We start from the raw sequence: 21,652 nt of genomic DNA, 5'->3' as shown, positions 1-21,652 counted from the left end.
ATCGAGCGCCGCCCGCGCGGCGCATCGCGAGCTGCGCTCGCTCCTACGTCTGTTTCGGGCCAGTAACGCCTGTAACAGGCGCGCGCGACCGCCCGATTTGAACGACGCGATATCGAGCGGATCCCCAAAGCGTTCGCGCACAAATCCCACAGGAATAATTGGCCTGAAACAAACGTAGGAGCGAGCGCCAGCATCGCGATGCGCCGCGCGGGCGGCGCTCGATCTCACAGGCGCTGCACAACCCAAGGCATGCACCTGACGCCCAGATGCCCGACCCCTTCACCCCACAAACCGGGCCTGCCGCCGCCGTACTTCCTCGCGCACCGCCGGAATCACCCAGCGCCCGTAATCCACCGTGTCATACAGCGGGTCATAACCCCGGTTGAGAAAAGTGGTCACGCCCAGGTCGACATAATCGAGCAACGCCTGGGCCACGGTCTCCGGCGTGCCCACCAACGCGGTGGTATCGCCATAGGCGCCCACCGCAGTCGCCGTCGGCATCCACAACGCGCGGTCATGCCGGTCGGCGCGGGCGGCGGCAGCCAGCAGGCGTTCGGAGCCGGTGCCCTTGATTCGCTTCTGCCAAGGGCTGTCCGCCGCAAACTGCGGGTTGGCCTTTATCTGCGCGAGGATCTGTTCGGCCCGCTGCCAGGCCTGTTCCTCGGTGGCACCCAAAATCAGCCGCACCGACAAACTGACCCTCGGCGTAGCCACGCCTGCGGCGTTCGCGGCAGCTTTGAGTTTGCCGATCTGCTCGGCCACACCGCTCAGCGGCTCTCCCCACAGGGCGTACAGGTCCGCATGCTTGACGGCAATCTGGTAGGCGATGTCGGACGAACCTCCGAAGGAAATCGGGATATGCGGCTGTTGCAGCGGCTTCACCGGTGAAAAGGCACCCTTGATGTTGAAGTAGCGGCCTTCGAAGTCGAACGGCTCTTCGGCGGTCCAGGTGCGACGGACAATCTCCAGGTATTCGTCGGTACGCCGGTAGCGCTCGGTCTTGTCCAGCAGGGTGTCACCCTCTTGCGGCTCGGCGGTGATACCGGTGATGGCATGCAGGCGGATGCGCCCGCCGCCGGTGGTGTGGTCGAGGGTGGCGAATGCCCGTGCAGCCACGGTCGGCGCGGTCAGGGCCGGGCGGTGGGCAATCATGAAACCAAGGCCTTCGGTGTGCGCGGCAGCATACGCGGCTATCTGCAGGCTGTCGGCGCTGCCCGGGCCGCTGGCGATCAGTACCCGGTCGAAGCCGGCATGTTCATGGGCGCGGGCGTGGTGCCGGATGAACGGCAGGTCGAAGTCGGGTGTGCGTACGCCACGGGTCTCGGACCACTGGCGGGGGAAGATCATGCCGACAAATTCAATGGACATGGTGCAAGCCTTTCAGGTTTAGGGTGATCAGAACTGGTAATCGACCTGGGCCAGCAACGTGCGGCCCGGCATCGGTTGCAGGAAGGTATTGGTGGAACCGGCCAGGCCACTGACGAAATTCAGCTCGTCGGTGACGTTAAGCATGCGCACCGTCACGCCCCATTGCGGCTGGCGGTAGTACACGGCAAGGTCGAGGTTGTATTCGTCCGGCACTTTCACCGTCTTGCTCAGGTTCAGGTACCAGCTGCTGGTCCACCAGCCGGAAAGCTCGACGCCAAAGCCTGAGTCGAAGCGGTAGTCGACATACCCGCCGGCGTTGTATTCGGGGATCTGCACGGCATCGAACTTGCCGGACGGGCGCTGGTTGAGGCTGTTGTTGTCGCCGAACACGGTGCCGTTGTCGGGGATGAACCCGGCCGAGGCGAACCCGGCCTGGCTGGTGAACTCGTTGTAGGCGCTGATTCGGCTGAGGTTGAGGCCGCTGCGCAAGTTCTGGTCCTGGTAGCGCAGGGTGGCTTCCCAGCCTTTGACGATCAGCCGGGCGATATTGTTGTTGCTGTCTGGCGACTGGTCGCGGGCTTGCTTGTAGGCGGCCAGGGTGAGGAACAGCTGGTCGGGCACAGCCTCCACTTTCAAACCCACCTCATGCAACACGCTCAAGCTCTCGAAGGCCAGCGGGTTGAGCTGGTTGGCCCCCGTGCCGCTGCCCCAACCCAGGCCGTTGGTGAAGAAGCCGGTATTCACCGCCAGCGAGCGGTCGAAGGTGTAGTACAGTGTGCTGTTTTCAGTGGGTTTGAAATAGGGGCTGACCTGCACCGAGAACAGCCGGTAGTTGTCCGAGTCCTTGCGCGGGTTGCCGCCGGGCAGCACGAAGGGGTTTTCGATACGGGCGTCGATCCAGCTGCGGCTGGCACCCACGTTCAGGCCCACGCGTTCGCCCAGGCGCAGGTTGTGCTGGCTGAACAGGGTCTTGGTGGTCCAGGTGCTGTCGGCGGTGTAGGGCGCCACTGATTCGGCATACAGGCCATGCCCGGCCGGGTACATGGCGGGCAGGTTGAGCCAGCCGTAGTAGTTGGAAAATTGCGGCACGCCGGGTTGGCCGATCCAGGCAGCGTTGCCACCGACGGGGTTGCGGCCGCCCAGGCCGAGCAAGTCGCCTGGATTTTTCAGGGTGGGGTCGAGGGTCAGGTCATAGGCGTTGATGGTGCTGCCGAAGTTGTTGTTGGCGGCGATCGACTCGTTGCGCTCGCGGCGGTAGATCAGCCCGGTGTTGCTGTCGTCGATCAAGGTCAGGTCGCCCAGCTGAAATTGGCCACGGGCGCGGAACTCGAAGCGGTTGTCGAAGATGTCGTCCTTGCCCTGCACCTGGAATGCCCCGACGGCATCGGTGGTGTCGGTGGAGTGCTGGTAGAAGGTGCTGTTGGCCAGGGTGATCGACGGGGTCAGGTCCCCTTCGACCCGCAACTGCGTGGTAAAGCGCCGCGAGCGGTTCTCGTCCTGCGTGCGCTGGCCGGTTTGTGACGATAAGGAGGTCAGGCCGTTGCCTGCCAGCGATGGGTCGTAGACCCAGCCGCGCAGGCTGCCAGGGTTGGCCTGGGTGTTGGGCGACGCGCCCTGGAAGCTGCCGTTGACCACCTGGTACTGACCCTGGGCATTGCGCTGGCGCTGCACCCAGCCGAGCACCTGCGCATCGGCAGCGCCCGAGGACAGCACTGGCGACCACAGGGTATTGCCGTTCTGGATGATGGGTGTGGCGCGGCCGGCGGAGTACTTGCCGTGGTCGACCAGGTCCTGGGTGGCGCGGTTCCAGCCGTGGGTGATGTTGTAGTCGTAGTAGTCGTCGTAGGCGGCGTTCCAGTCCACCCGCAGGTTGTCGTTGCGCCAGGCGAGGGCACCGTAGAAAGCGTCGAAGTTGTTCTCGACGTTGTCGTAGAAGTCCTCCTGGCGCTGGCGGGTGATGCTCACCCGGTAAGCCAGGTTGTCCGTCAGCGGGCCGGTGTTGTCGATGCTGAACTTGGTGGCATCGCGTGATTCGCCATCGGGGATCCAGCTGCCGATTTCGCCGCTGAGCTTGGTGCGGAAACGGTTGAAGTCGGGCTTCTTGCTCAGGTAGTTGACGTAGCCGCCACTGCCGCTGACCGAACCGTAGGTCACCGACGATGGCCCGGCGACGATGTCGGCGCCTTCGTAGGCGTTGAAGTTGGCCGGGTGGCGCACCCCGTAGGCGCGTTGGCCGTCCTGGAACACCTCGGTGTTCTGCCCGCGCATCTGTGGGGCGATGCCGGCGTTCTGGCCGCCGCCGCGGGTGATGCCGGGGGCGTACTTGACCAGGTCGTCGGAACTGCGGATCGGGTCGTTGGCCAGTTGCTCGGCATTGATCTGGCTGACCGAGCGTGGGGTGTCCAGCACCTTGGCTTCCAGGCCGCCGTAGATCGAGGCTGGCGGACGGGTGGGCAGGGCGTCGTCATCGGCCTGCTCGGCCTGCACGGTGACGGTTTGCAGCTGGGTATCTTCGGCGTGGGCCGGCGGCAGGCTGCCGGCCAGAATGGCCAGCGCCAGGGCGCTGGGCTGGAATTTGGGGTGCAGCAAGGTCACGCGGGGCATTGGCTGGGCCTCGTTCAAGAGTAGGAATGTGGGAGAAACGAGGGCGCAGCCGCGCCTGCGGTTATGGGTTGCGGGGATGTACTACACGGTCTCCGTGGGCGCGGGTTCACCCGCGAACACCGGCGCAGCCGGTGCCCTACACCGCGTTGGATTCTTCGCGGCGGTTCGACGCCTCGATAAACCCGCTCCCACAGGGGGAGGGTGTATGGCGCTGGAGGTCAGGTTTTCAGCCACAGGCTCTCGAACCGCCAGGTACTGAACAGCGACTGCTCCGCCTGCGCGCCACCCACGCGGGTGCTGACGCTGTCGAGCAGGTCGGCATACCCCCAGATCAGCATGCCGCCGCGCTCGTACTGAATGCGCTGCGCCCTGTGCACCAGCGCCTTACGCTTTTCCAAGTCTGGCTGGGCCATGGCGGCGAGGAAGGCCTCGCTGAATTCGGGGTCGTGGAAGTGGGTCTTGTTGGCCACCGCGAACGGCGCGTCGGTATGGATGGCACTGGCCAGGTACGGCGCACCGATGCTGCCGCCGGTGCTCAAGGTCCAGTCGTCGCGTTGCGGGCCCTGAAAGGTGGCCAGGTCGACCTGGCGCACGTTGACGGTCACGCCGATGCGCCGGGCCTGTTCGGCCAGCACCAGGGCTGAAGCCAACCCCGGCCCGGGTGTGGTCACCAGTTCCACCTGCAACTGTTCATGGCCTGCTTCGCGCAGCAACTGCGCTGCGCGCTGTGGGTCGTGGGGGCGCGGGCCGATGCTGTGGTCGAAGGTGGGGTCGAACGGTGCATACAGGTCGTTGGCCACCCGGCCCTGGCCATTCAGCGCACGGCGCACCAGTTCCTCGCGGTCGGCCAGCAGGCGAAATGCCTCCCTGACTCGCGGGTCGTTGAATGGCGCCTTGGCAGTGTTCATGTCGAACGACAACCAGTTGCCACTCACCGACTTCAGCAGCCGCAACCGTGGGTCGGCCTGCAGCACCTGCAGGTGTTCGGTGGACATGACGTTGGCCATGTCGATCTGGCCGGCACGCAACGCCGCCAGGCGGCCGGTCTGGTCCTTGAAATCGATGATCTCCAGCTCATCGGCATAGGGCTTGCCAGGTTTGTAGTAGTTGTCGAAACGGGTGAACAGCGAGCGCTGGCCCGGGGTGAAACTTTTCAGTTTGTACGGCCCGGCACCGACCGGGTTGGTGACCGGGTGGTAGTCCACCGGCACGATGCCGCCGAAGTTGACCCAGGTTTCCGGCAGCGGCAGGTAGCTGCGGCCCTCGCGAAAGCCCAGGCGCACGGTGCGGTCGTCCAGCTTGACCAGGTTGTCGCGGTCCACCCAGTGCAGCAGCGCCGCGTAGGGCGAGGCCAGCTGTGGGTCGGTGAGGCGGCGGATGGAGAAGATCAGGTCGTCGGTGTCGATGGTCTTGCCGTGGTGAAATTCCAGCCCCGGTTTCAGCCGCAAGGTCCAGCCGCTGGCGTCGGCGTTGGGCTCGGCGAACTCGGCCAGGGCCAGGCGCGGCTGCATCTGCTCGTCCCATTCCCACAGCTTGCTGTACAGGGCAAAGCCACGCACGATGCCGCTGCCGATGGGCTTGTGGGCGTCGAGGTTGCCGCTCTGGTTGCCGTCGATGATGCCCAGGCGCAGGCGCCCGCCATGGCGAGGCTGGTCGGTGGCGGCATGGGTCGGGCTGTCGGCGGGGCCGCAGCCGGCCAGCAGCCCGCCAGCCAGCACACCGGCGTAGCCAAGAAAGCCGCGCCGACTCAATGGGTAACCGTCCCTGGCCATGGCGTCAGGCTCCGTTGCTGGCGTGCAGTTGCACGGGTTCGGCTGCCGGGCGGGCAAGGGCTGCGCGCTGCGCACGGAAGTGCGGCAGGATGTGCTCGCCGATGCGATAGGCTTCTTCCAGGTGCGGGTAACCGGCGAGGAAGAACAGGTCGACACCGATGCCGTGGTACTCGCGGATGCGTGCCACCACGTTGGCGTAGCTGCCCACCAGCGCACAGCCAGGTGGGACGCCGATGTAGCCGAAACCGGTCCACACATTGGGGTGGATGAAGAAGTCGTCGAACGCCTGTTGCCCGTCCTGGTCGCTGTAGCCGTGCTCGTAGCTCAGCTTGCGCGCCGTGCGCAGGCCGGCGTGGGCGGCGCGGGCCTTGGCCGTGCCCTTGGCCACACCTTCGTCGAAGAAGCGCTTGGCCTCGGCCAGTGCGGCTTGTTCGGTATCGCGGGCGATCACGTCGATGGACAGGCCAAAGCGGATGTCGGTGCGGCCCCACTTCAGCGCTCGGGCGCGGATGTCAGCGATCAGTGCGGCGATCTCGTCCGGGTGCTCTGCACGCATCAGGTAGAAGTCCGCGTGCTTGGCGGCGAACTCGCGCGCTGCCACCGACGAACCGGCGGTGCAGATCAGTGGCAGCTCGGCCTTTTTCAGTGGGCCGCGCAGGCCGCCGCCTTCGGCGCGGTAGTAGGTGCCTTCGTAGTGGAACTGCTCCTTGTGCCAATAGCCGCGTACCACGTCCATGAACTCGGTGGCGCGGGCGTAGCGTTGGTCATGGTCTTCGAAGTCGCCGACTTGGCGCTGGATGGCATCCGAGCCGCCGTTAATGATGTTCCACACCAGGCGGTTGCCGGTGGCGCGCTGGTAGGTTGCGGCCTGCTGCACGGCCACCCACGGGGTGTAGTGATAGGGCTGGAACGCGGTGACGAATTTCAGGGTGCGGGTTTCCCGGGCCAGCAGCGAGCACACCGTCCACGGCTCTTCGCCGGTGGGGGCGTTGACCATCAATGCGCCGCCGAAGCCGTTGATTTCAGCGGCGCGGGCGATTTGACCGAGGTAGTCGATGTAGGTGAAGTGATCACCCACGGCAAACCCCGACACCGCACCGGTGCTGGGCCCGCCCGCATGCCAGTCGCCGCGGTTGCGCGGGTCGCCGGGAAGGAACTGGGTTTCGCCATGCAGGGGCAGGCGGGTGAAGAATTCGATGCTCATGGGCTGGCCTCCTTACTGGACGCTTGGGCTGCAATTGGGGGTGACCGGCTGGCCGCTGATGACCTGGCGGGCGAAGGGGATCGAGTCCTTCAGCGAGGCATTCACCGTTTCGCTGTGGCCCAGGCCCTTGTACAGGTGGCCCTGCACCACCGAGCCGGCCTTGCAGGCGTCCTGCATCAGCGCCACCTGGGTGGCGGCGGCGGGAGTCTTGTCCTCGGCGCCGGTGCCGATGAAGATCGGCTGGGCCAGTTTCAGGGTCGGGTACGACACCTGCGCCAGCCATGGCTTGAGCTGGTCGCCCTGGTAGTCTTTCTTGGCGTTGGCCGGGGTAAGGCCCGTGCCAACCACGTCGCTGACCAGTGCCGACAGGCAGCTGGTGCGCGCCTGTTCGAACAGCGGCAGGGCCTTGTCGGTGTAGAAGTCGCGCGGGTCGATGCTCGGGTCGTACTGCTGCGCAGCCAGCAGGGTGTAGAAGCCATAGGCCAGGGCCGGGTCGACCTTGTCTTGGTCCTGTTCGCCGACATTCTTCGCGCCCACGGTGTAGATCACCCCCGTGCCGATGCTGCCCTTGACGCCCAGCTTGGGCGCATAGGTCGCCGCATAGGCCCCGGCGGCAAAGGCCCCGGCGCCGCCTTGCGACTGGCCAATGATCAGCACCTTGTCGGCCAGCCCCGGTACGCCGGCGACCACGGCCTTGGCGGCATCGAGTATGCCGTAGGCGGCCATGCGGTTGTTCAGCAGCGGGTGGCCGCCCGGCACACCGAGGCCCTGGTAGTCGGTTGCGACAATGGCGTAGCCCTCTTCGAGCCAGCGGTTGAGGTATTGCACGTCGCGGTAGCTGCGGCCAGCCCAGGACGGCGCGCAGATGTCCGCCACGCCGACGGTGCCATGGCCCCAGCTGGCGACCGGCCAGCCGCCTGCCGGGGCCTTGCCTTTAGGAATGAACAGTGCGCCGGACACCACGACGGGGGTCTTGCCGTCGATGCCATCCAGGGAGGTGTACAGAATGCGTTGCGCGCTGGCCGCATTGGGCAGGCTGAGCGCCTGGTCCAGTGGTTCGCTGCGTAGCAGTTTCCCGGGCGTGGCGGGGATGGCCTTGCTCCAGGTGTAGAAGGCCGAGACACGGCCATCGCCCTGTTGCGGGTCGGGTTTGGGCGCGTAGGTTTCGGCGGCCATGGCACCGATGGAAAGGGCCAGGGCGCTGAGGCCGAAGACGAGCGAAGCAGGCAGTTTCATGGGTAAGGCTCTCAAGGTTGTTGGCTGATCTGGGCGTCGAGGGACGGCCAGTAGTGGGTCAGTTGCAGGTCGATCAGCGCCTGGCGGGTAAAGCCCGTGGCGAGGTCGGGGGTAATGTCGTAGGGCGTGCGGATCAGCCGGTTTGCCAGGGCGTACTGGCCCAGGGCGTCGTAGTGGGCCTTGAGCTGGGCATCGGTTTTCGGCGCCCAGCGCGCTTTCCACGCGACCGGGTCGTCCTGGTCGTCACGGCGCAGCACGCTTTCGCTGACACCGGCGCGGGAGGACAGCGCGTAGTAGCCATCGCGGTTCTGCTCTTGGGAAATCCACCAGGCAGCGCGCACCCAAGCCGTGGCCACCAGTTGTGTCAGGTCGGCGTGCTGCTGCACGAAGCGGTCAGTGCCCCACAGGTCAGAAACCAGCCGCCAGTCGTTGGCGCCTTGCTTGGTCGACCAGAGGATGCGCGCCACGCCTTTGTCTTCCAGGGCATAGGCTTCGTTGAGCAGCACGGCGGCGTCGACCTTGCCGGCGGACACTGCAGCGGCGCCCACTTGCGGGTTGAGGTTGGCAATCTTGAAGTCACTGAGTGCCAGGCCCTGGCTTTGCAGGAAGTTGCTGAAGGCAAACTCCCATGGGCGGCCGCGGTGCAAGGCCAGGCGCCTGCCCTTGAGGTCCTGGATGCTGCGCACCGTCGAGTCGCTCGGCACCACCAGGTAGATGTTGTTGCCGCTGCCACCCGGAACCACCAGCTTGCCCGGTACCTGGCCGGCACCGGCGATCACTGAGGGCAGATCGCCACGTACGGCAAAGTCCAGGCTGTCGTTACTGAAACCTTCGTTGATCTGCGGCCCAGCGCCCGCATGGGGCAGCGCGGTCCACTGCAGTTTCACGCCGCGAGCCGTCAGTTGCTCTTCCAGCCAGCCCTCTTCGATCACGCGGCCGGCGATACCACCGAACACCGGTGCTCCCCCTTGGGTGAATGCAACAATGGCAATGCGCACGGCCGCCGGTGGCTGTGCCGCTGCGGCACCCAGGCTGATGATCAGGCCAAGCAGCAGGGGGAGGGCGTTGCGCCAGGGATTGTTCATGGTCGACTCCAGATGGGTATGACGGCCCTGGAGCGAAATACATGCCAGCTAGAATAATAACGGTGCAGGCCGCGTAGAACGGGGCCTGAGCGCTCCCCCTCGCGCAGCGGCGAGTTGTTTGAGTTGCTGGCGGGCGTGCAGGGAAGTGTTGGTAGGCTGCTGCTGGAGAAGCAGTAATCGTCCGGAAAGACGTATATTTCTAATCCATATATGTAAATATTAATTAATAATTTTTTGATCTAATTTGTTTCATGCACTATGGGCCTGCGCGCCAACTGCCAGGAATGCCCCATGTCGCTAATTACTCACCCCAATGCCCGTGAACTGACCAAATCGGTGCGTGCCACTGTGCTCGTGTTCAAGGATCCACGGTCTCAGGAGCTGCTCAGCCGCATCGAGCGCCTGGCACCCAGCGAAGCCAACACGCTGATCATTGGTGAAACAGGTACCGGCAAAGAGCTGGTCGCGCGCCATATTCATCAACTTAGCCGGCGCGGGCGCGAGCCGTTTGTGGCAGTAAACTGCGGTGCATTTGCCGAAACACTGGTGGAAAGTGAACTGTTTGGGCATGAGAAAGGTGCGTTCACGGGTGCAACCGGAAACAAGGCAGGGTGGTTCGAGGCAGCCAATGGCGGCACGTTGTTCCTTGACGAAATTGGTGATCTGCCACTGAACATGCAGGTCAAGCTGCTGCGGGTACTCCAGGAGCGTGAAGTCGTACGTCTGGGCTCCCGCACCCCAATCCCTATCAATGTGCGATTGGTGGCAGCCACCAATGTCAACCTGGCTGACGCGGTGGTAGCGGGGCATTTCCGGGAAGACTTGTTCTACCGACTGCATGTGGCGACCATACGGCTGCCGCCGCTGCGCGAGCGACCGGGTGATATCCTTCCCCTGGCGGAGTTCTTTATCGAGGAACACTGCCGACGCCTGGGTTACGAGCGCGCATCGCTCAGCCAGGATACCGAACGCAAGTTGCTCGAACACAGTTGGCCCGGCAACATCCGCGAGCTGGAGAATGCTATCCATCACGCACTGCTGGTATGCCGCTTCCAGGTGGTCGCCCCCGCCGACCTACACCTGGTCGACATGCGCCCGCAGGTGACGGCGCAGTCCGTTTCGGTATCTGTTACAAACGCAGGCTCGGCGCCGCCCAGCCTGGAAAGTGCGCTGCTGGCACTGTTCGAGCAAAACGTGCCTGACTTGTATGAACATATCGAAGAAACCGTATTCAGGGCAGCGTATCGCTATTGCCATGGCAACCAGTTACAGACAGGGCGGCTGCTGAGCATAAGCCGTAACATCGTGCGGGCACGGTTGGAGAAGATCGGCGAACTGGCCAAGGTGTAAGGGGGCGACGCAGCGCTGCTGACGGTATCGGCTCTCAATCAGCTGTTCTTCGTGAGATAACCGATGAACAAACGAAACAACTCGGCGTTGCCGGTGATACCCAGGCGCTGCCAGATGTTGTGCCGGTGAACCTTGACCGTACCTTCTGAGATCCGAAGTTCACGCGCAATGGACTGGCTGCTGTGTCCCTGAAGAATCAGCTTGGCCACCTGTCGCTGCGTCTCGGTCAGTTGGCCCTGCAGAATGTCGACAAACGCGTCTTCCAACTGGCTGTCTGACGCCTCCTGGTCGACCAGCTCGTCGGCATGGGCCAGGCGCAGGTGCTGGTTGAAGAGGGCATCGATAACCGGCGTTAGTGTCGACAGCCACTGTGCTTCACGGTTATCGAAAGGCCCTGTGTCCAGCCCCCGCATCAGCGAGTAGACCAGTGCCATGCGGGGCCGTATCGGCACGATGAAACCCACTTCCTCGATGAGGCTGCCGTGGTGCGAGGACACACATGGGTGAATGTCCTGAGAGATGGAAAAGCCGGAGGCATAGAAGCTGTCGGGCGCCAGCTCGCTCATGCGCCAGAGGCCGGATGGGTGATTGTTGGTGCAGGCCACGTAGAACGGGTCCAGCAGATAACCCCCACGCAAGTAGGCCTTCAGCGTGCGCTCGGCAACGCGGTGATTGTAGCCATCGTGTACCAGCACTGCCGGCTGATTGAACCCAAACAGGTAGGCGCAGCTCATGTCGAAACCGATCACGCTGCCAAGCGCTGCGTCGAGCGCGGGGCCCAATGCATCGGTACCGATGCTGCGTATGACTGCGGCCAACTGGCTGGCGTTGTCGCTGTTCATTTCTGTGGCCTGATGATTTGGAGAAGCGCAAACGCCGCTTGGCTCTGCAAGCCCAAGCGGCATTGAACGATGACCCGGCCTGTCAGCGCAATACTGGGCTGGCCGGCATGGCTTCGGCCTGTAACGCCTGGCGTCCAAGCTCCACGGCTTTGGGTACTGCAAGCCAGTAGGCCAATACCATACCCAGAATGCCGCCGGCGAGTTTACCCACGATCAGCGGCCCGATGAGGGTGGGCTGGAAGTTGGCCGAGTAGGCCAGATGATCGCCGAAGGTGAATGCCGCGCACACGGCAAACGCAATTACCAGTACTTTGTCTTTCGGCGGCATGTCGGCGACCAGGCGGAACATCGCCAGGATGTTGGCCGAAGCGGCCAGCATCCCGGCAGCCCCAACGGCAGACAAGCCGAGCCTGGATGCCAACATCTCGATTGGCCGCGACAGGTAGCGTTTTATCAGGTACACCATCGGGAAAGCACCGCAGAGCATGATGCCTACATAGCCGGCAATCTCAAGCGCCCGGAACTGGTCGGCCTTGTCGGCAATGATTGGCGCAAACCCCCAGCTACCGAATACCGAGGTAAACACACCCGTGAAGTATTCCACGATCGAGGCCACCAGCACCAGCGTAACCGCCGCATACATCAACTGCCCAAGCTTCAGGAACAGGCTGATCATCAGGTTCGGCAAGTAGCGCAGTGCTGCGGCCAGCACCCCGCAGAACACGATCAACGGTAAAAGGTTGCGCAACACGCTCAATAGTGTGAAATGCAGAGCCTGGGTGGCGACCCCGGTGGTGGCGATATCCGGGCGTACGCCCAGTCCCATGGCTTGCATGCCCATGGCGATGAACACAATACTGATGGGTATGCTGAGCAAACCGGCCATGATGCCCAATGCCATGTACTTGTGGTCGGCCTTGTCGAGCATGGCCAGCCCCACCGGAATCACGAAGATCACCGTGGAGCCGCACTGGAAACCGGTAATCAGGCCGAGGATCCAGCCCTCAGGGCTGTGCGAAAGCGCTTGTGCCAGTTGATAGCCCCCCAGGTCCGATGCTATGAAGATCGGCCCCGCGATACCGGCGTCTGCACCCATCGCGAGAAACACCGGGCCGATGACCTGGCTGATGAAGCTGGAAATAAAGGGGATGGCGGCCATGATCCCGGCGACGGGAATGAAAATGGGGCCGATACTGTGCAAACCGGCGGTGAACTCCTTGCCCAACTCTGATTCCGCATTCACGATCGATGCTATTGCGCCAATCGCTGCACACACCATGATCACGTAGATGACGTAAATGCCTATGTTTTCCATCTGCTGCCTCTCTCTTGTTGGAATTGGCTTGGGGCAGAATTGAAGGGTGCTGCACGTTATTCTTGTTCTGGCGCCTAGGGATTACATCGCGGTGTAGGCATTGTCGACGAACAGGTGTGAGCCGCTGACGAAGCTGGATTCATCGCTGGCCAGGAACAGCGCAGCATTTGCCACTTCGCTGGGCTCACACAGACGGCCCTGCATGCTCCTGATCGCTTCATCGGACGCGTCGACACCGTAGCCGCGCAGCAGGTCCAGTTCGCGGCGGCCATGGGCGGTGCCGATGAAGCCTGGGCAAATGGCGTTGCTGCGGATGTTCTGATCGCGGTACTCCACTGCCAGCGCGCGGGCGAACATGTGGCAGGCACCTTTGGTCGTGCAATACAGCACCTCCATCGGCGTGCCAACCACCGCCGAGATAGACGACGTGCAGATCACGCTGCCACCGCCGGCGGCGAGCATCCTGGGCAACACAGCCTTGGTGACCAGGAACATGCTCTTGACGTTGATACTCATCAGCCTGTCCCAGTCAGCTTCACTGGTTTCCAGAAAGGGCCCGGCTGCAATGATGCCCGCGTGGTTCAGCAGCACGGTGATCGGGCCAAAGTGCGCGTGCCCTTGGGCTACCGCGCGATGTACCTGGTCGGCCTGGGATACGTCGGCGGCAACAAACAGCGCCTGGCCGCCCTGGGCATTGATTCGCGCTGCGACCGACTCACCCTGGCTGGTTGGCAAGTCCAGGATCACGACCTTGGCACCCTCTGCGGCGAAGCGTTCAGATACAGCCAGGCCGCAACCGCCCGCGCCGCCGGTGATGAGTGCTACTTTGCCTTTCAAACGGTCCATGGATAGGTGCCTCGCCTGTTGTGGTTGTAGTACCAAAACTAGAGGCGAGGGGCCGTGGGGTAAATATACCCAAGGGTATAGGGGCTACCTGACAACGTGCAGCCGTTATTCGCCGACCCGCGCAGCGACCATCCGGTCATTGAACTGCTTGAAGAACTCGGCATACCCGCCGTTGACCTCCGCAAACCGCAGCGGCTTCACGCGCTCGACCAGAATCTCCTCGGCATCAGGCGAACCCTGGAAAATGCCCATGACTTCGTCGGTGAAATCCTTCAGTGGCATGGCATGCGGGTCGTTGGCCTGGCGCTCGCCCATCAGCTCGGTCTGTACGTAGGGCGGCACCAACTCGTGAACTTTCACCGCCGTGTCCTTGAGCTGATAGCGCAGCGACTGGCTGTAGGAGTGCACTGCTGCCTTTGTCGCGCAATAGCTGGGGGTGAGTGCCAGTGGCATGAAGGCGAGGCCCGACGACACTGTCACGATGGCAGCATGGGGTAGGGTCAAGAAATGCGGCAACAGCAACCCATCGAGGCGGATCGGCCCCACCAGGTTGGTGGCGACCGTAGCCTCGAGCTCTGTGGCGCCGTTACGCAGGGGTTCGCCACGCATGATGCCGGCGCAATGGATCACTGCGTTGAGTCGTGGGTAATCGTTGATCAATTGTCTGGCGACCCTTTGCGTGGCTTCCGGGTCGCTGGTGTCCAATACCACGTAGTGCAGGCCAGGGTTAGCCTCGGCTACTTGCTTAAGCACCCCCTCGCGGCGCCCGGCGATGATGATTTCATTGCCCAGCGCCAGAAAGGCTTCGGCGAGCGCACGGCCGATACCGCTGCCGCCACCAGTGATGAGGATGGTATTGCCTGTGGTTTGCATTGCAGGTCTCCTTCGAAGTTCGGACGTAGTTACCCTGGGGTGGCAGCTTGCACTAAGATAGGCGCTTTCGCGGGCATTGTGGAAACAGGCGCCCGAATTCGGATAACTGTAGTGTCAGGCCTGACCTGCGCACCTTTTAGCTGAGCCCAAGGAAGAGCACATGAACACCCGCACCCCCGTCATCAGCATGCTGATCTTTCCGTTTGCCCCAATCGTCGTGATTTTCATCGCGCTGCACCTATGTGGAGAGATCTGGTACGCAAGCTACTACATGCCTGGTGAAGATGGCGGTGAGGTCGAGCCGGCGGTGGCGCTTTTTATTATTCCAATGCTGTTGTCGGTGATATCACTGCTGTTGGGCGGGCTCACTGCATTGGGTCGGTGGGGAGTGCCTGGCTGGCTGACGGGGCTGGCGCGGGTGCCGCTGGCGATCATCGCCTTGCTGCTGTCGCTGGTAGCGACCTTGTTTTTTATGGGGCAGCCGCAAGCCATATTCACACACTGGCAAGTGGCACTCACCTGGCTCGCCTGGCTTGGCAGTGCGGGTGTATTTCTGGTGCAGCAGTGGGATCGTTTGCGCAATGGAGGGTCCGTGTAAGCTGGCGATGAGCACTGGCCCTGTGCCGCGCTGTTCGCTGATATCACACCCGCAATGGTTTGGTGGAGTAGGGCGCTTCGACGTTAGCATGTCTGCGTTGGTGCATCGCTGTTAACCAGCGTCCTGGCAAGTAGCCCAATGAGGGTTCATACACTTGTACAACTGCACCCCCGCACCACTGAATATTTAACGATATCCAGTACCCCGAAGGCGTTTTAGTCTCCTGTTCAAGCGTTGAACAATAATAAAAGGAGACACCCCATGCCCATTCAGTCAGCGCATGACCCGCGCCTAAAACGATCACTGAAAACACGCCACATCAGCATGCTTGCCCTTGGCGGCGTTATTGGTGCAGGTCTGTTCGTCGGTTCCAGCGCTGTCATCGCCTCAACCGGTCCGGGTGCGTTTCTCACCTATGCCATCACCGGCATCATCGTCGCCCTGGTCATGCGTATGCTCGGTGAGATGGCCGCGGCACATCCCACCAAGGGTTCTTTTGTTGACTACGCCCGAATGGCGTTTGGCCGGCCGGCTGGGTACATGACCGGTTGGCTGTACTGGTATTTCTGGGTGATTGTGGTTGGCTTCGAGGCCGTGGTTGGCGGCCAGATCATCAATGGCTGGTTCCCGGATATTCCGGTCTGGGTCATTGCTTTGGGACTGATGATCAGCATGACCTTGCTGAACATGATGTCGGTGCATTCTTTTGGCGAGGCCGAATACTGGTTCGCCGGGGTCAAAGTGGCCGCCATCGTTGTGTTCCTGCTCGTGGCAGGTGCATACGTGTTCCATCTGTGGCCGAACTCCACTGCCACGTTTGACAACCTGACCCGGCATGGCGGCTTCTTGCCTCATGGCATTGGTGCACTGTTCACGGGTGTCGTCGTGGTGATCTTCTCGATGACAGGTGTCGAAGTTGCAACACTCGCTGCGGCAGAATCGGAAGACCCGACTCGCAACATCCGCAAGGCAGTGAACACCGTCATGGTACGCATCCTGGTGTTCTTTGTACTGGCCACTTTTTTCATCGTTGTCGCCCAGCCATGGACCAGCCTGACGCCAGGCAAATCTCCCTTCGTGACCACGCTGGAGCACATTGGCATTCCTGGCGCTGGCGAGATGCTCACCGCGGTCATCCTGGTTGCCGTGCTGTCGGTACTCAACGCCGGCCTCTATACCTCTTCGCGCTTGCTGTTTGTCCTGGCCTCCAATGACGAGGCGCCTCGCTGGATAGCTGGCGTTAACAAAAAAGGCGTGCCGGTTCGTGGCGTGCTTGCCTCCACCTTGGTGGGCTATGGCTGCGTGGTCATTGCAGCGCTGTGGCCGGATACGGTGTTCCAGTTCCTGATCAATTCCTCGGGCACGGTGTTCTTGTTTGTCTACCTGATGATCTGCCTGTCGCAGCTCAAGCTACGCCGCAAGTGGGTAGAAGAGGGCAGCTTGAAGTTCGCCATGTGGGCTCATCCATGGCTGCCGCTGCTGGTCACCGCTTCGATCATCGCCGTCCTGGTCAGCATGGCATTCGACCCCTCCATGCAAATGAGCCTGCTGCAGTGCGTGATAGCCATTTTCGCTATTGCTGCTTCGTATCTGGCACTGAGCCTCTCTCGCAAGCGTCAGCGGGCCGTCAAAGGCCAGCCAGTGACGAGTGCATAGTCAACACCGCCGTATCAGTACACCCCCGGACCCCGGGCCCTTGATGGGAAGCCAACAGCATGTCAGCGAAATACGAATTGTCCCAGTTGCCAAACAAACCGCTATGGTTTGCGCCGAGTCCGCCGCGTGAGCAACTGGAAGGTGCGATCCAAGCCGATGTCGTCATTGTCGGGGCGGGTTACACAGGGCTTTGGACAGCCTACTACCTGCTCAAGAGTGACCCTTCGCTGCGCGTAGTTCTGCTTGAGAAAAACGAAGTCGGTTTTGGTGCCTCGGGGCGCAACGGTGGGTGGGCGTCCGCTATCTTTCCTATCTCGCTGCACAGGGTAGAGCAGCTGTACTCGCACAGTGCTGCTCTGCAATTGCAGGCTGCAATGAACGAAACAGTCGATGAGATTGGCCGGGTACTGGCCTTGGAGGGGCTGGACGCTGACTACGCCAAGCAAGGCTTCATGTCGCTGGCGCGTAGCAAACCACAGATGGCACGAGCCCGGGCTGCAGTCGAGTCTTCGGCACGCTTTGGCCTGCCGGATCAGTGGCGTGTGCTCGAGGCGGCCGAGGCACAGACACGCATGGGCGCTCAGGGATCGCTGGGCGGCCTTTATACCGAGCACTGCGCCTTGGTACACCCTGGCAAGCTAGTCCGTGGCCTGGCAACGTTGGTCGAAGGCCTGGGTGCCAAGATCTACGAGCAATCAGCCGTGACCCACATGAGCCCAGGTGTCGTGCATACTGCCCAGGGTTCGGTGCGGGCGGAAATGACCGTACGCGCGACCGAGGCATTTACGGCGCAGCAACCTGGCCATTCACGTTTCGTCATTCCGCTGTACTCCCTGGTACTGGCGACCGAACCGCTACCCGACGACCTGCTTTGCAAACTTAATCTCAATCACCGCATGGCGTTCAATGATATGCGTCACCTGCGCGTTTACGGCCAGGTTACCGCCGAAGGGCGCCTGGTGTTCGGTGGGCGCGGCGCTCCCTACCACTGGGGCTCGCGCATGTGCGCCGAGGACGACTTGGTCGACAACACACATCGCAAGATCTACCAGTCGCTGATGGACTTCTTTCCGGCGCTGGCTGATGTGCGCATCACCCATCGCTGGGGCGGTGCACTTGGGGTGGCTCGCGACTGGTGCCCGACGGTGAGCGTGGATCGCACAAAGCGTATTGCATGGGCGGGCAACTATGTCGGTGACGGCGTGGCCACCAGCAACCTGGCCGGCCGCCTCTTGCGGAACTTCATTCTGGGGCGCGACGAGGAAATCAACACGTTGCCCCTGGTCAACCACCGCTCGCCATCCTGGGAGCGCGAACCGTTGCGCTGGTTCGGCATCAACAGCGGCCTCGCAGCGGCGTCGCTGAGTGATCTCGAAGAGCGCTTCACCCACAAACCTTCCCGTACCGCGATGCTGCTGGAAAAGCTCACCGGCGCCCATTGATAAGGAGAAAACCCTATGCCTTCGTTCACCATCATCAAGCACGCCGACATCGAGGCCCTGCCACTTAAACCAGCCGGCCAGCGTGCTGGGGCTGACAAGGGCGACCCACAGATCGCCATCCAGACCCTTGCTCCGGAAGCAGTCGGTAATCTCGGTGTGTGGGAATGCCAACCCGGTGGCTGGCCAGTCATTGAGCGACCTGACACCGAGTTTACCTACATCATTTCCGGCAAAGCTTTGCTCACCGACAGCAGCACTGACGAAGTCGTGGAAGTGAACGGCGGCGACCTGATCATCCTGCCGCCGGGGTGGACCGGCCGATGGGATGTGCTCGAGACCGTACGCAAGGTCTACGCGATTTACTGAAACATGAGTACGGCGAGCAAAAAATGCTCGCCACCGCAGTTACCCTTTGATGTGAGAAAGACAATGACCCAAACCATCATGAACTGGATCTCCGGCGCCCAAGCCGAGGCCACCAGCGGCCAGCAACTGCCGGTCTACAACCCGGCTACCGGCGTGGTCACTGGCCAGGTGCAACTGTCGGCGCAGAGAGACGTGGATGCTGCCGTGGCATCGGCCAAGGCCGCCTTCCCGGCCTGGAGCAACCTGTCGCCGCTGCGCCGCTCGCGGGTAATGAACAAGTTCCTGGCGCTGCTGAATGAGCACAAAGACGACCTGGCGCGGATGATCACCGCCGAGCATGGCAAGGTCTTTACCGACGCCCAGGGCGAAGTGATGCGTGGCATTGAGATCGTCGAATTCGCCTGTGGCGCGCCGCAGTTGCTGAAAACCGATTTCACTGACCAAGTCAGTACCAACATCGACAACTGGACCCTGCGTCAACCATTGGGCGTGGTCACTGGCATCACGCCGTTCAACTTCCCGGTCATGGTACCGATGTGGATGTTCCCGGTCGCCATCGCCACCGGCAATACCTTCGTGCTCAAGCCAAGCCCGCTGGACCCAAGCCCGAGCCTGTTCATTGCCGAGCTGCTCAAGCAGGCCGGCCTGCCTGATGGCGTGTTCAACGTGGTGCAGGGTGACAAGGATGCGGTGAACGCACTGATCGAGCACCCGGATGTACAGGCCGTGTCGTTCGTAGGTTCGACCCCGATCGCCAACCACATCTATGAAACCGGCGCTCACCATGGCAAGCGCGTTCAGGCTCTGGGTGGCGCGAAGAATCACCTGGTGGTGATGCCTGACGCCGATATCGACCAGGTGGTCGATGCCCTGATCGGTGCGGCCTACGGCTCGGCCGGTGAGCGTTGCATGGCCATCAGCGTGGCAGTGTTCGTCGGTGATGACATCGCTGAAAAAGTCATGCCGAAGCTGATCGAACGCACCCGCGAGCTCAAAGTGCTTAACGGTACCAACCTCCAAGCCGAGATGGGCCCGATCGTTACCCGTGCTGCGCTGGAGCGTATTACCGGTTACATCGAGCAAGGTGTTAAAGAGGGTGCGACCATGCTGGTCGATGGTCGTGGTTTCAATGGCCAGACTGCAGGCGAAGGCTGTGGCGACGGTTTCTGGCTGGGCGGCACGCTGTTCGACAATGTCACTCCAGACATGCGCATCTACAAGGAAGAGATCTTCGGCCCGGTGCTGGCGTGCATGCGCGTGAAAGACTTCGCCGAAGCGGTCGACCTGATCAACGCCCACGAATTTGGCAACGGCGTGAGCCTGTACACCCGCGACGGCCACATCGCCCGCGAGTTCGGTCGCCGTATCCAGGTGGGTATGGTTGGCATCAACGTACCGATTCCGGTGCCGATGGCCTGGCATGGCTTTGGTGGCTGGAAGAAGAGCCTGTTCGGTGACATGCATGCTTACGGCGAGGAAGGGGTGCGCTTCTACACCAAGCAGAAAAGCATCATGCAGCGTTGGCCGCAAGCCATCGCCAAAGGCGCAGAGTTCGCGATGCCGACCAGCCATTAAGGCTATCGGCTAGCTGACGGAAAAGGCCCCGCCCACGCAGCGGGGTCTTTTACATCGGGCCGATTTTAATCGATCAGCTTTGTATTCTTGCCGGCCTGAATTGCAATCCAGAAACGTGCGATACCACTGGTAGTGGTGGGCTTAAGGCCCGTGAGCTGTTCAACCAGTTTCAAACGATAGACAAGCGTTTGGCGGTGAACATCAAGGTCGAAGGCGGTTGCTTTCCAATTGCCGTCGTTCTTCAGGAAAGTAACCAGTGTGGTCAGCAGCGCTGCACCTTGAGTGCGATCGTGCTCAATTAACGGGCCCAGATAGCGACCTACCAGTGCCCGTGCTTCAGACATCGACTTGGGTGCCATGATCAACCCGGTTTCTGCTTCGCCATAGGTCAACATGGTCTTGCCAAGCTCCTGAGCTTGGGTAAGGGCAAGCCGAGATTGGCGGAAACTTTCCTGGAGACCCGTTGCTGTTGAGATTGGCCCGCTGACGCCCATCACAGTGCCGTTGCCAAGGTGTGTGCCTAAGGCTTCCAATAGGGATGGCTGGTTTTGAGTAAGTCCCATCAACAGTCCGTTTTCGACGAGCAGCAATGGTGTCAGCGAGTAAAGGGCAGGGCAGTGATGGATAGTCTCGATTGACCAGGGCCCGTCTGGGCCTGGCGATACCGCCAAACTGACCAATGTGCCTGTGTGACCATGACGTTCCAGCATCGCCAACGCCAGGGAGAACTCGGTTGTACCGTTGAGTAAACTGCGCAGCAGCAACTCACCCTCTTCGCGTTGCTGATCGCGTTGGATCATCAGACGCTCCAGTTCAACACCCAGCAAGCCGGCCAATGACCGCACCAATATGGAATCATCGGCGGTGCGCCTGGCGCTACTCGAGATGATGAGGTTTGCACGGGCTCGACCACCAATCGGTATGCGTTCGATGTGGTCGACACTGTCTGGAGGTACGAGGTTGGCTTCGACGAGTTTGAGCCCGCTGACAGCGTCTTCAATGCTCAGGCTGATACCCAATGCAGTGGCGAGTGCCGACAGCCTGCCCCTCATTTCGGGCTGCTTGCGCAGTACCTCTGCATAAGTCTGAAATAACCGTTCGCTGGCATTGAATCGCTCCCGCTGTGCCTGCAGAACGCTTTCGATCACTTGATGTGAAAGCTTGACGAACTCCAGCTCAAAGCTCGCGCGTAGCACCGGAAAATGTAGCCTGTCGGCAGCCTCCAGCAGCGCTTCTGTCAGGTCGGCAACATCCTGCCTGGGCGCGATGACCAGTGCGCTAGCGTTGCTCTGTACCAACTGCTCAAGCCATTCGACCTGCGCTTGCGAGGTCTGTGGCAGGCCAACGCCGGTTGTCATTACCAAATCACCTGGTGACACCCATCGCCACGGGTCGGGCAGGTCAACGGTATGTGCCCAGGTAATGGTGCGCCCAATACCCGCCATGCCGGCGGCAATCTCCAGTTTCAGTGGATCAATGGCGATGAGATGTTGCACGGTCAGCATTCGAAGTTCTCGTGT

At 61.9% G+C, this 21,652-nt stretch carries 17 protein-coding genes; 6 read left to right on the top strand and 11 right to left on the bottom strand.

Annotated elements, in window-relative coordinates; genetic code table 11:
* Positions 1-279: 279 nt before the first annotated feature.
* The 6 genes from IAE38_RS12950 to IAE38_RS12925 form a co-directional block, all read right to left on the bottom strand.
* Positions 280-1,368, bottom strand: coding sequence for an LLM class flavin-dependent oxidoreductase (locus tag IAE38_RS12950; RefSeq protein WP_201217877.1), 1,089 nt, complete (start codon positions 1,366-1,368; stop codon positions 280-282).
* A gap of 27 nt (positions 1,369-1,395) precedes the next feature.
* Positions 1,396-3,972, bottom strand: a complete 2,577-nt coding sequence (locus IAE38_RS12945; protein WP_201217875.1) for a TonB-dependent receptor — start codon at positions 3,970-3,972, stop codon at positions 1,396-1,398.
* A 218-nt stretch (positions 3,973-4,190) separates the two neighbouring features.
* Positions 4,191-5,744, bottom strand: coding sequence for an ABC transporter substrate-binding protein (locus IAE38_RS12940; RefSeq protein ID WP_201217874.1), 1,554 nt, complete (start codon positions 5,742-5,744; stop codon positions 4,191-4,193).
* Positions 5,745-5,748: 4 nt separating this feature from the next.
* Positions 5,749-6,948 carry an LLM class flavin-dependent oxidoreductase gene (locus IAE38_RS12935; protein ID WP_201217872.1) on the bottom strand — a complete coding sequence of 400 codons (1,200 nt, stop codon included), beginning with the start codon at positions 6,946-6,948 and terminating at the stop codon, positions 5,749-5,751.
* Between the two features lie 12 nt (positions 6,949-6,960).
* The gene (locus IAE38_RS12930; protein ID WP_201163366.1) at positions 6,961-8,184 is read right to left on the bottom strand and encodes a lipase family protein; all 1,224 of its coding nucleotides are present in this window, start codon (positions 8,182-8,184) and stop codon (positions 6,961-6,963) included.
* Between the two features lie 11 nt (positions 8,185-8,195).
* On the bottom strand, positions 8,196-9,269 hold the full coding sequence (locus tag IAE38_RS12925; RefSeq protein ID WP_201217870.1) for an ABC transporter substrate-binding protein: 1,074 nt from the start codon (positions 9,267-9,269) through the stop codon (positions 8,196-8,198).
* Positions 9,270-9,560: 291 nt separating this feature from the next.
* Between IAE38_RS12925 and IAE38_RS12920 the strand changes: the two genes are divergently transcribed.
* Positions 9,561-10,619, top strand: coding sequence for a sigma-54 interaction domain-containing protein (locus IAE38_RS12920; protein WP_201163364.1), 1,059 nt, complete (start codon positions 9,561-9,563; stop codon positions 10,617-10,619).
* A gap of 38 nt (positions 10,620-10,657) precedes the next feature.
* Here the strand turns inward: IAE38_RS12920 and IAE38_RS12915 are convergent, their stop codons facing one another.
* The 4 genes from IAE38_RS12915 to IAE38_RS12900 all read right to left on the bottom strand — a co-directional run bounded on the left by IAE38_RS12915 (position 10,658) and on the right by IAE38_RS12900 (position 14,495).
* The gene (locus tag IAE38_RS12915; protein WP_201163363.1) at positions 10,658-11,461 is read right to left on the bottom strand and encodes a LuxR C-terminal-related transcriptional regulator; all 804 of its coding nucleotides are present in this window, start codon (positions 11,459-11,461) and stop codon (positions 10,658-10,660) included.
* Between the two features lie 82 nt (positions 11,462-11,543).
* Positions 11,544-12,776, bottom strand: coding sequence for an ethanolamine utilization protein EutH (gene eutH, locus IAE38_RS12910; RefSeq protein ID WP_201163362.1), 1,233 nt, complete (start codon positions 12,774-12,776; stop codon positions 11,544-11,546).
* 81 nt (positions 12,777-12,857) lie between these two features.
* A complete protein-coding gene (locus tag IAE38_RS12905) occupies positions 12,858-13,622 on the bottom strand; it encodes an SDR family NAD(P)-dependent oxidoreductase (protein ID WP_201217869.1) in 765 nt (254 codons plus the stop codon).
* Between the two features lie 105 nt (positions 13,623-13,727).
* The gene (locus IAE38_RS12900; RefSeq protein ID WP_201217867.1) at positions 13,728-14,495 is read right to left on the bottom strand and encodes an SDR family oxidoreductase; all 768 of its coding nucleotides are present in this window, start codon (positions 14,493-14,495) and stop codon (positions 13,728-13,730) included.
* 160 nt (positions 14,496-14,655) lie between these two features.
* Here IAE38_RS12900 and IAE38_RS12895 point away from each other — a divergent pair, with 160 nt between their 5' ends.
* The 5 genes from IAE38_RS12895 (at position 14,656) to IAE38_RS12875 (ending at position 20,132) form a co-directional block, all read left to right on the top strand.
* Positions 14,656-15,093: a hypothetical protein gene (locus tag IAE38_RS12895; RefSeq protein ID WP_201163359.1), complete on the top strand. Its 438-nt coding sequence runs from the start codon at positions 14,656-14,658 to the stop codon at positions 15,091-15,093.
* A gap of 261 nt (positions 15,094-15,354) precedes the next feature.
* A complete protein-coding gene (locus tag IAE38_RS12890; RefSeq protein WP_201217865.1) occupies positions 15,355-16,749 on the top strand; it encodes an amino acid permease in 1,395 nt (464 codons plus the stop codon).
* A gap of 59 nt (positions 16,750-16,808) precedes the next feature.
* On the top strand, positions 16,809-18,191 hold the full coding sequence (locus IAE38_RS12885) for an NAD(P)/FAD-dependent oxidoreductase (RefSeq protein ID WP_201217863.1): 1,383 nt from the start codon (positions 16,809-16,811) through the stop codon (positions 18,189-18,191).
* A 15-nt stretch (positions 18,192-18,206) separates the two neighbouring features.
* The gene (locus IAE38_RS12880; RefSeq protein ID WP_201163356.1) at positions 18,207-18,557 is read left to right on the top strand and encodes a cupin domain-containing protein; all 351 of its coding nucleotides are present in this window, start codon (positions 18,207-18,209) and stop codon (positions 18,555-18,557) included.
* Between the two features lie 63 nt (positions 18,558-18,620).
* Entirely contained in the window at positions 18,621-20,132 is a 1,512-nt protein-coding gene (locus IAE38_RS12875; protein WP_201163355.1) for a CoA-acylating methylmalonate-semialdehyde dehydrogenase, read from the top strand.
* A gap of 65 nt (positions 20,133-20,197) precedes the next feature.
* Here the strand turns inward: IAE38_RS12875 and IAE38_RS12870 are convergent, their stop codons facing one another.
* Positions 20,198-21,637 carry a PucR family transcriptional regulator gene (locus tag IAE38_RS12870; RefSeq protein WP_201217861.1) on the bottom strand — a complete coding sequence of 480 codons (1,440 nt, stop codon included), beginning with the start codon at positions 21,635-21,637 and terminating at the stop codon, positions 20,198-20,200.
* Positions 21,638-21,652 lie beyond the last annotated feature (15 nt).

The sequence above is a fragment of the Pseudomonas sp. S32 genome (assembly GCF_016648095.1).
In the GTDB taxonomy this organism is placed as follows: domain Bacteria; phylum Pseudomonadota; class Gammaproteobacteria; order Pseudomonadales; family Pseudomonadaceae; genus Aquipseudomonas; species Aquipseudomonas parafulva.
The sequence above is the reverse complement of the archived record's forward strand: the minus strand, read 5'-3'. Positions and strand labels throughout refer to the sequence as shown.

Bases quoted from the DNA above. Each gene is read 5' to 3' on its own strand.
- IAE38_RS12885 (WP_201217863.1), top strand. From the start codon at position 16,809: ATGTCAGCGAAATACGAATTGTCCCAGTTGCCAAACAAACCGCTATGG.
- IAE38_RS12870 (WP_201217861.1), bottom strand. From the start codon at position 21,637: ATGCTGACCGTGCAACATCTCATCGCCATTGATCCACTGAAACTGGAG.
- IAE38_RS12905 (WP_201217869.1), bottom strand. From the start codon at position 13,622: ATGGACCGTTTGAAAGGCAAAGTAGCACTCATCACCGGCGGCGCGGGC.
- IAE38_RS12925 (WP_201217870.1), bottom strand. From the start codon at position 9,269: ATGAACAATCCCTGGCGCAACGCCCTCCCCCTGCTGCTTGGCCTGATC.
- IAE38_RS12880 (WP_201163356.1), top strand. From the start codon at position 18,207: ATGCCTTCGTTCACCATCATCAAGCACGCCGACATCGAGGCCCTGCCA.
- IAE38_RS12900 (WP_201217867.1), bottom strand. From the start codon at position 14,495: ATGCAAACCACAGGCAATACCATCCTCATCACTGGTGGCGGCAGCGGT.
- IAE38_RS12945 (WP_201217875.1), bottom strand. From the start codon at position 3,972: ATGCCCCGCGTGACCTTGCTGCACCCCAAATTCCAGCCCAGCGCCCTG.
- IAE38_RS12890 (WP_201217865.1), top strand. From the start codon at position 15,355: ATGCCCATTCAGTCAGCGCATGACCCGCGCCTAAAACGATCACTGAAA.
- IAE38_RS12915 (WP_201163363.1), bottom strand. From the start codon at position 11,461: ATGAACAGCGACAACGCCAGCCAGTTGGCCGCAGTCATACGCAGCATC.
- IAE38_RS12935 (WP_201217872.1), bottom strand. From the start codon at position 6,948: ATGAGCATCGAATTCTTCACCCGCCTGCCCCTGCATGGCGAAACCCAG.
- IAE38_RS12895 (WP_201163359.1), top strand. From the start codon at position 14,656: ATGAACACCCGCACCCCCGTCATCAGCATGCTGATCTTTCCGTTTGCC.
- IAE38_RS12940 (WP_201217874.1), bottom strand. From the start codon at position 5,744: ATGGCCAGGGACGGTTACCCATTGAGTCGGCGCGGCTTTCTTGGCTAC.
- IAE38_RS12920 (WP_201163364.1), top strand. From the start codon at position 9,561: ATGTCGCTAATTACTCACCCCAATGCCCGTGAACTGACCAAATCGGTG.
- IAE38_RS12950 (WP_201217877.1), bottom strand. From the start codon at position 1,368: ATGTCCATTGAATTTGTCGGCATGATCTTCCCCCGCCAGTGGTCCGAG.
- IAE38_RS12930 (WP_201163366.1), bottom strand. From the start codon at position 8,184: ATGAAACTGCCTGCTTCGCTCGTCTTCGGCCTCAGCGCCCTGGCCCTT.
- IAE38_RS12875 (WP_201163355.1), top strand. From the start codon at position 18,621: ATGACCCAAACCATCATGAACTGGATCTCCGGCGCCCAAGCCGAGGCC.
- eutH (WP_201163362.1), bottom strand. From the start codon at position 12,776: ATGGAAAACATAGGCATTTACGTCATCTACGTGATCATGGTGTGTGCA.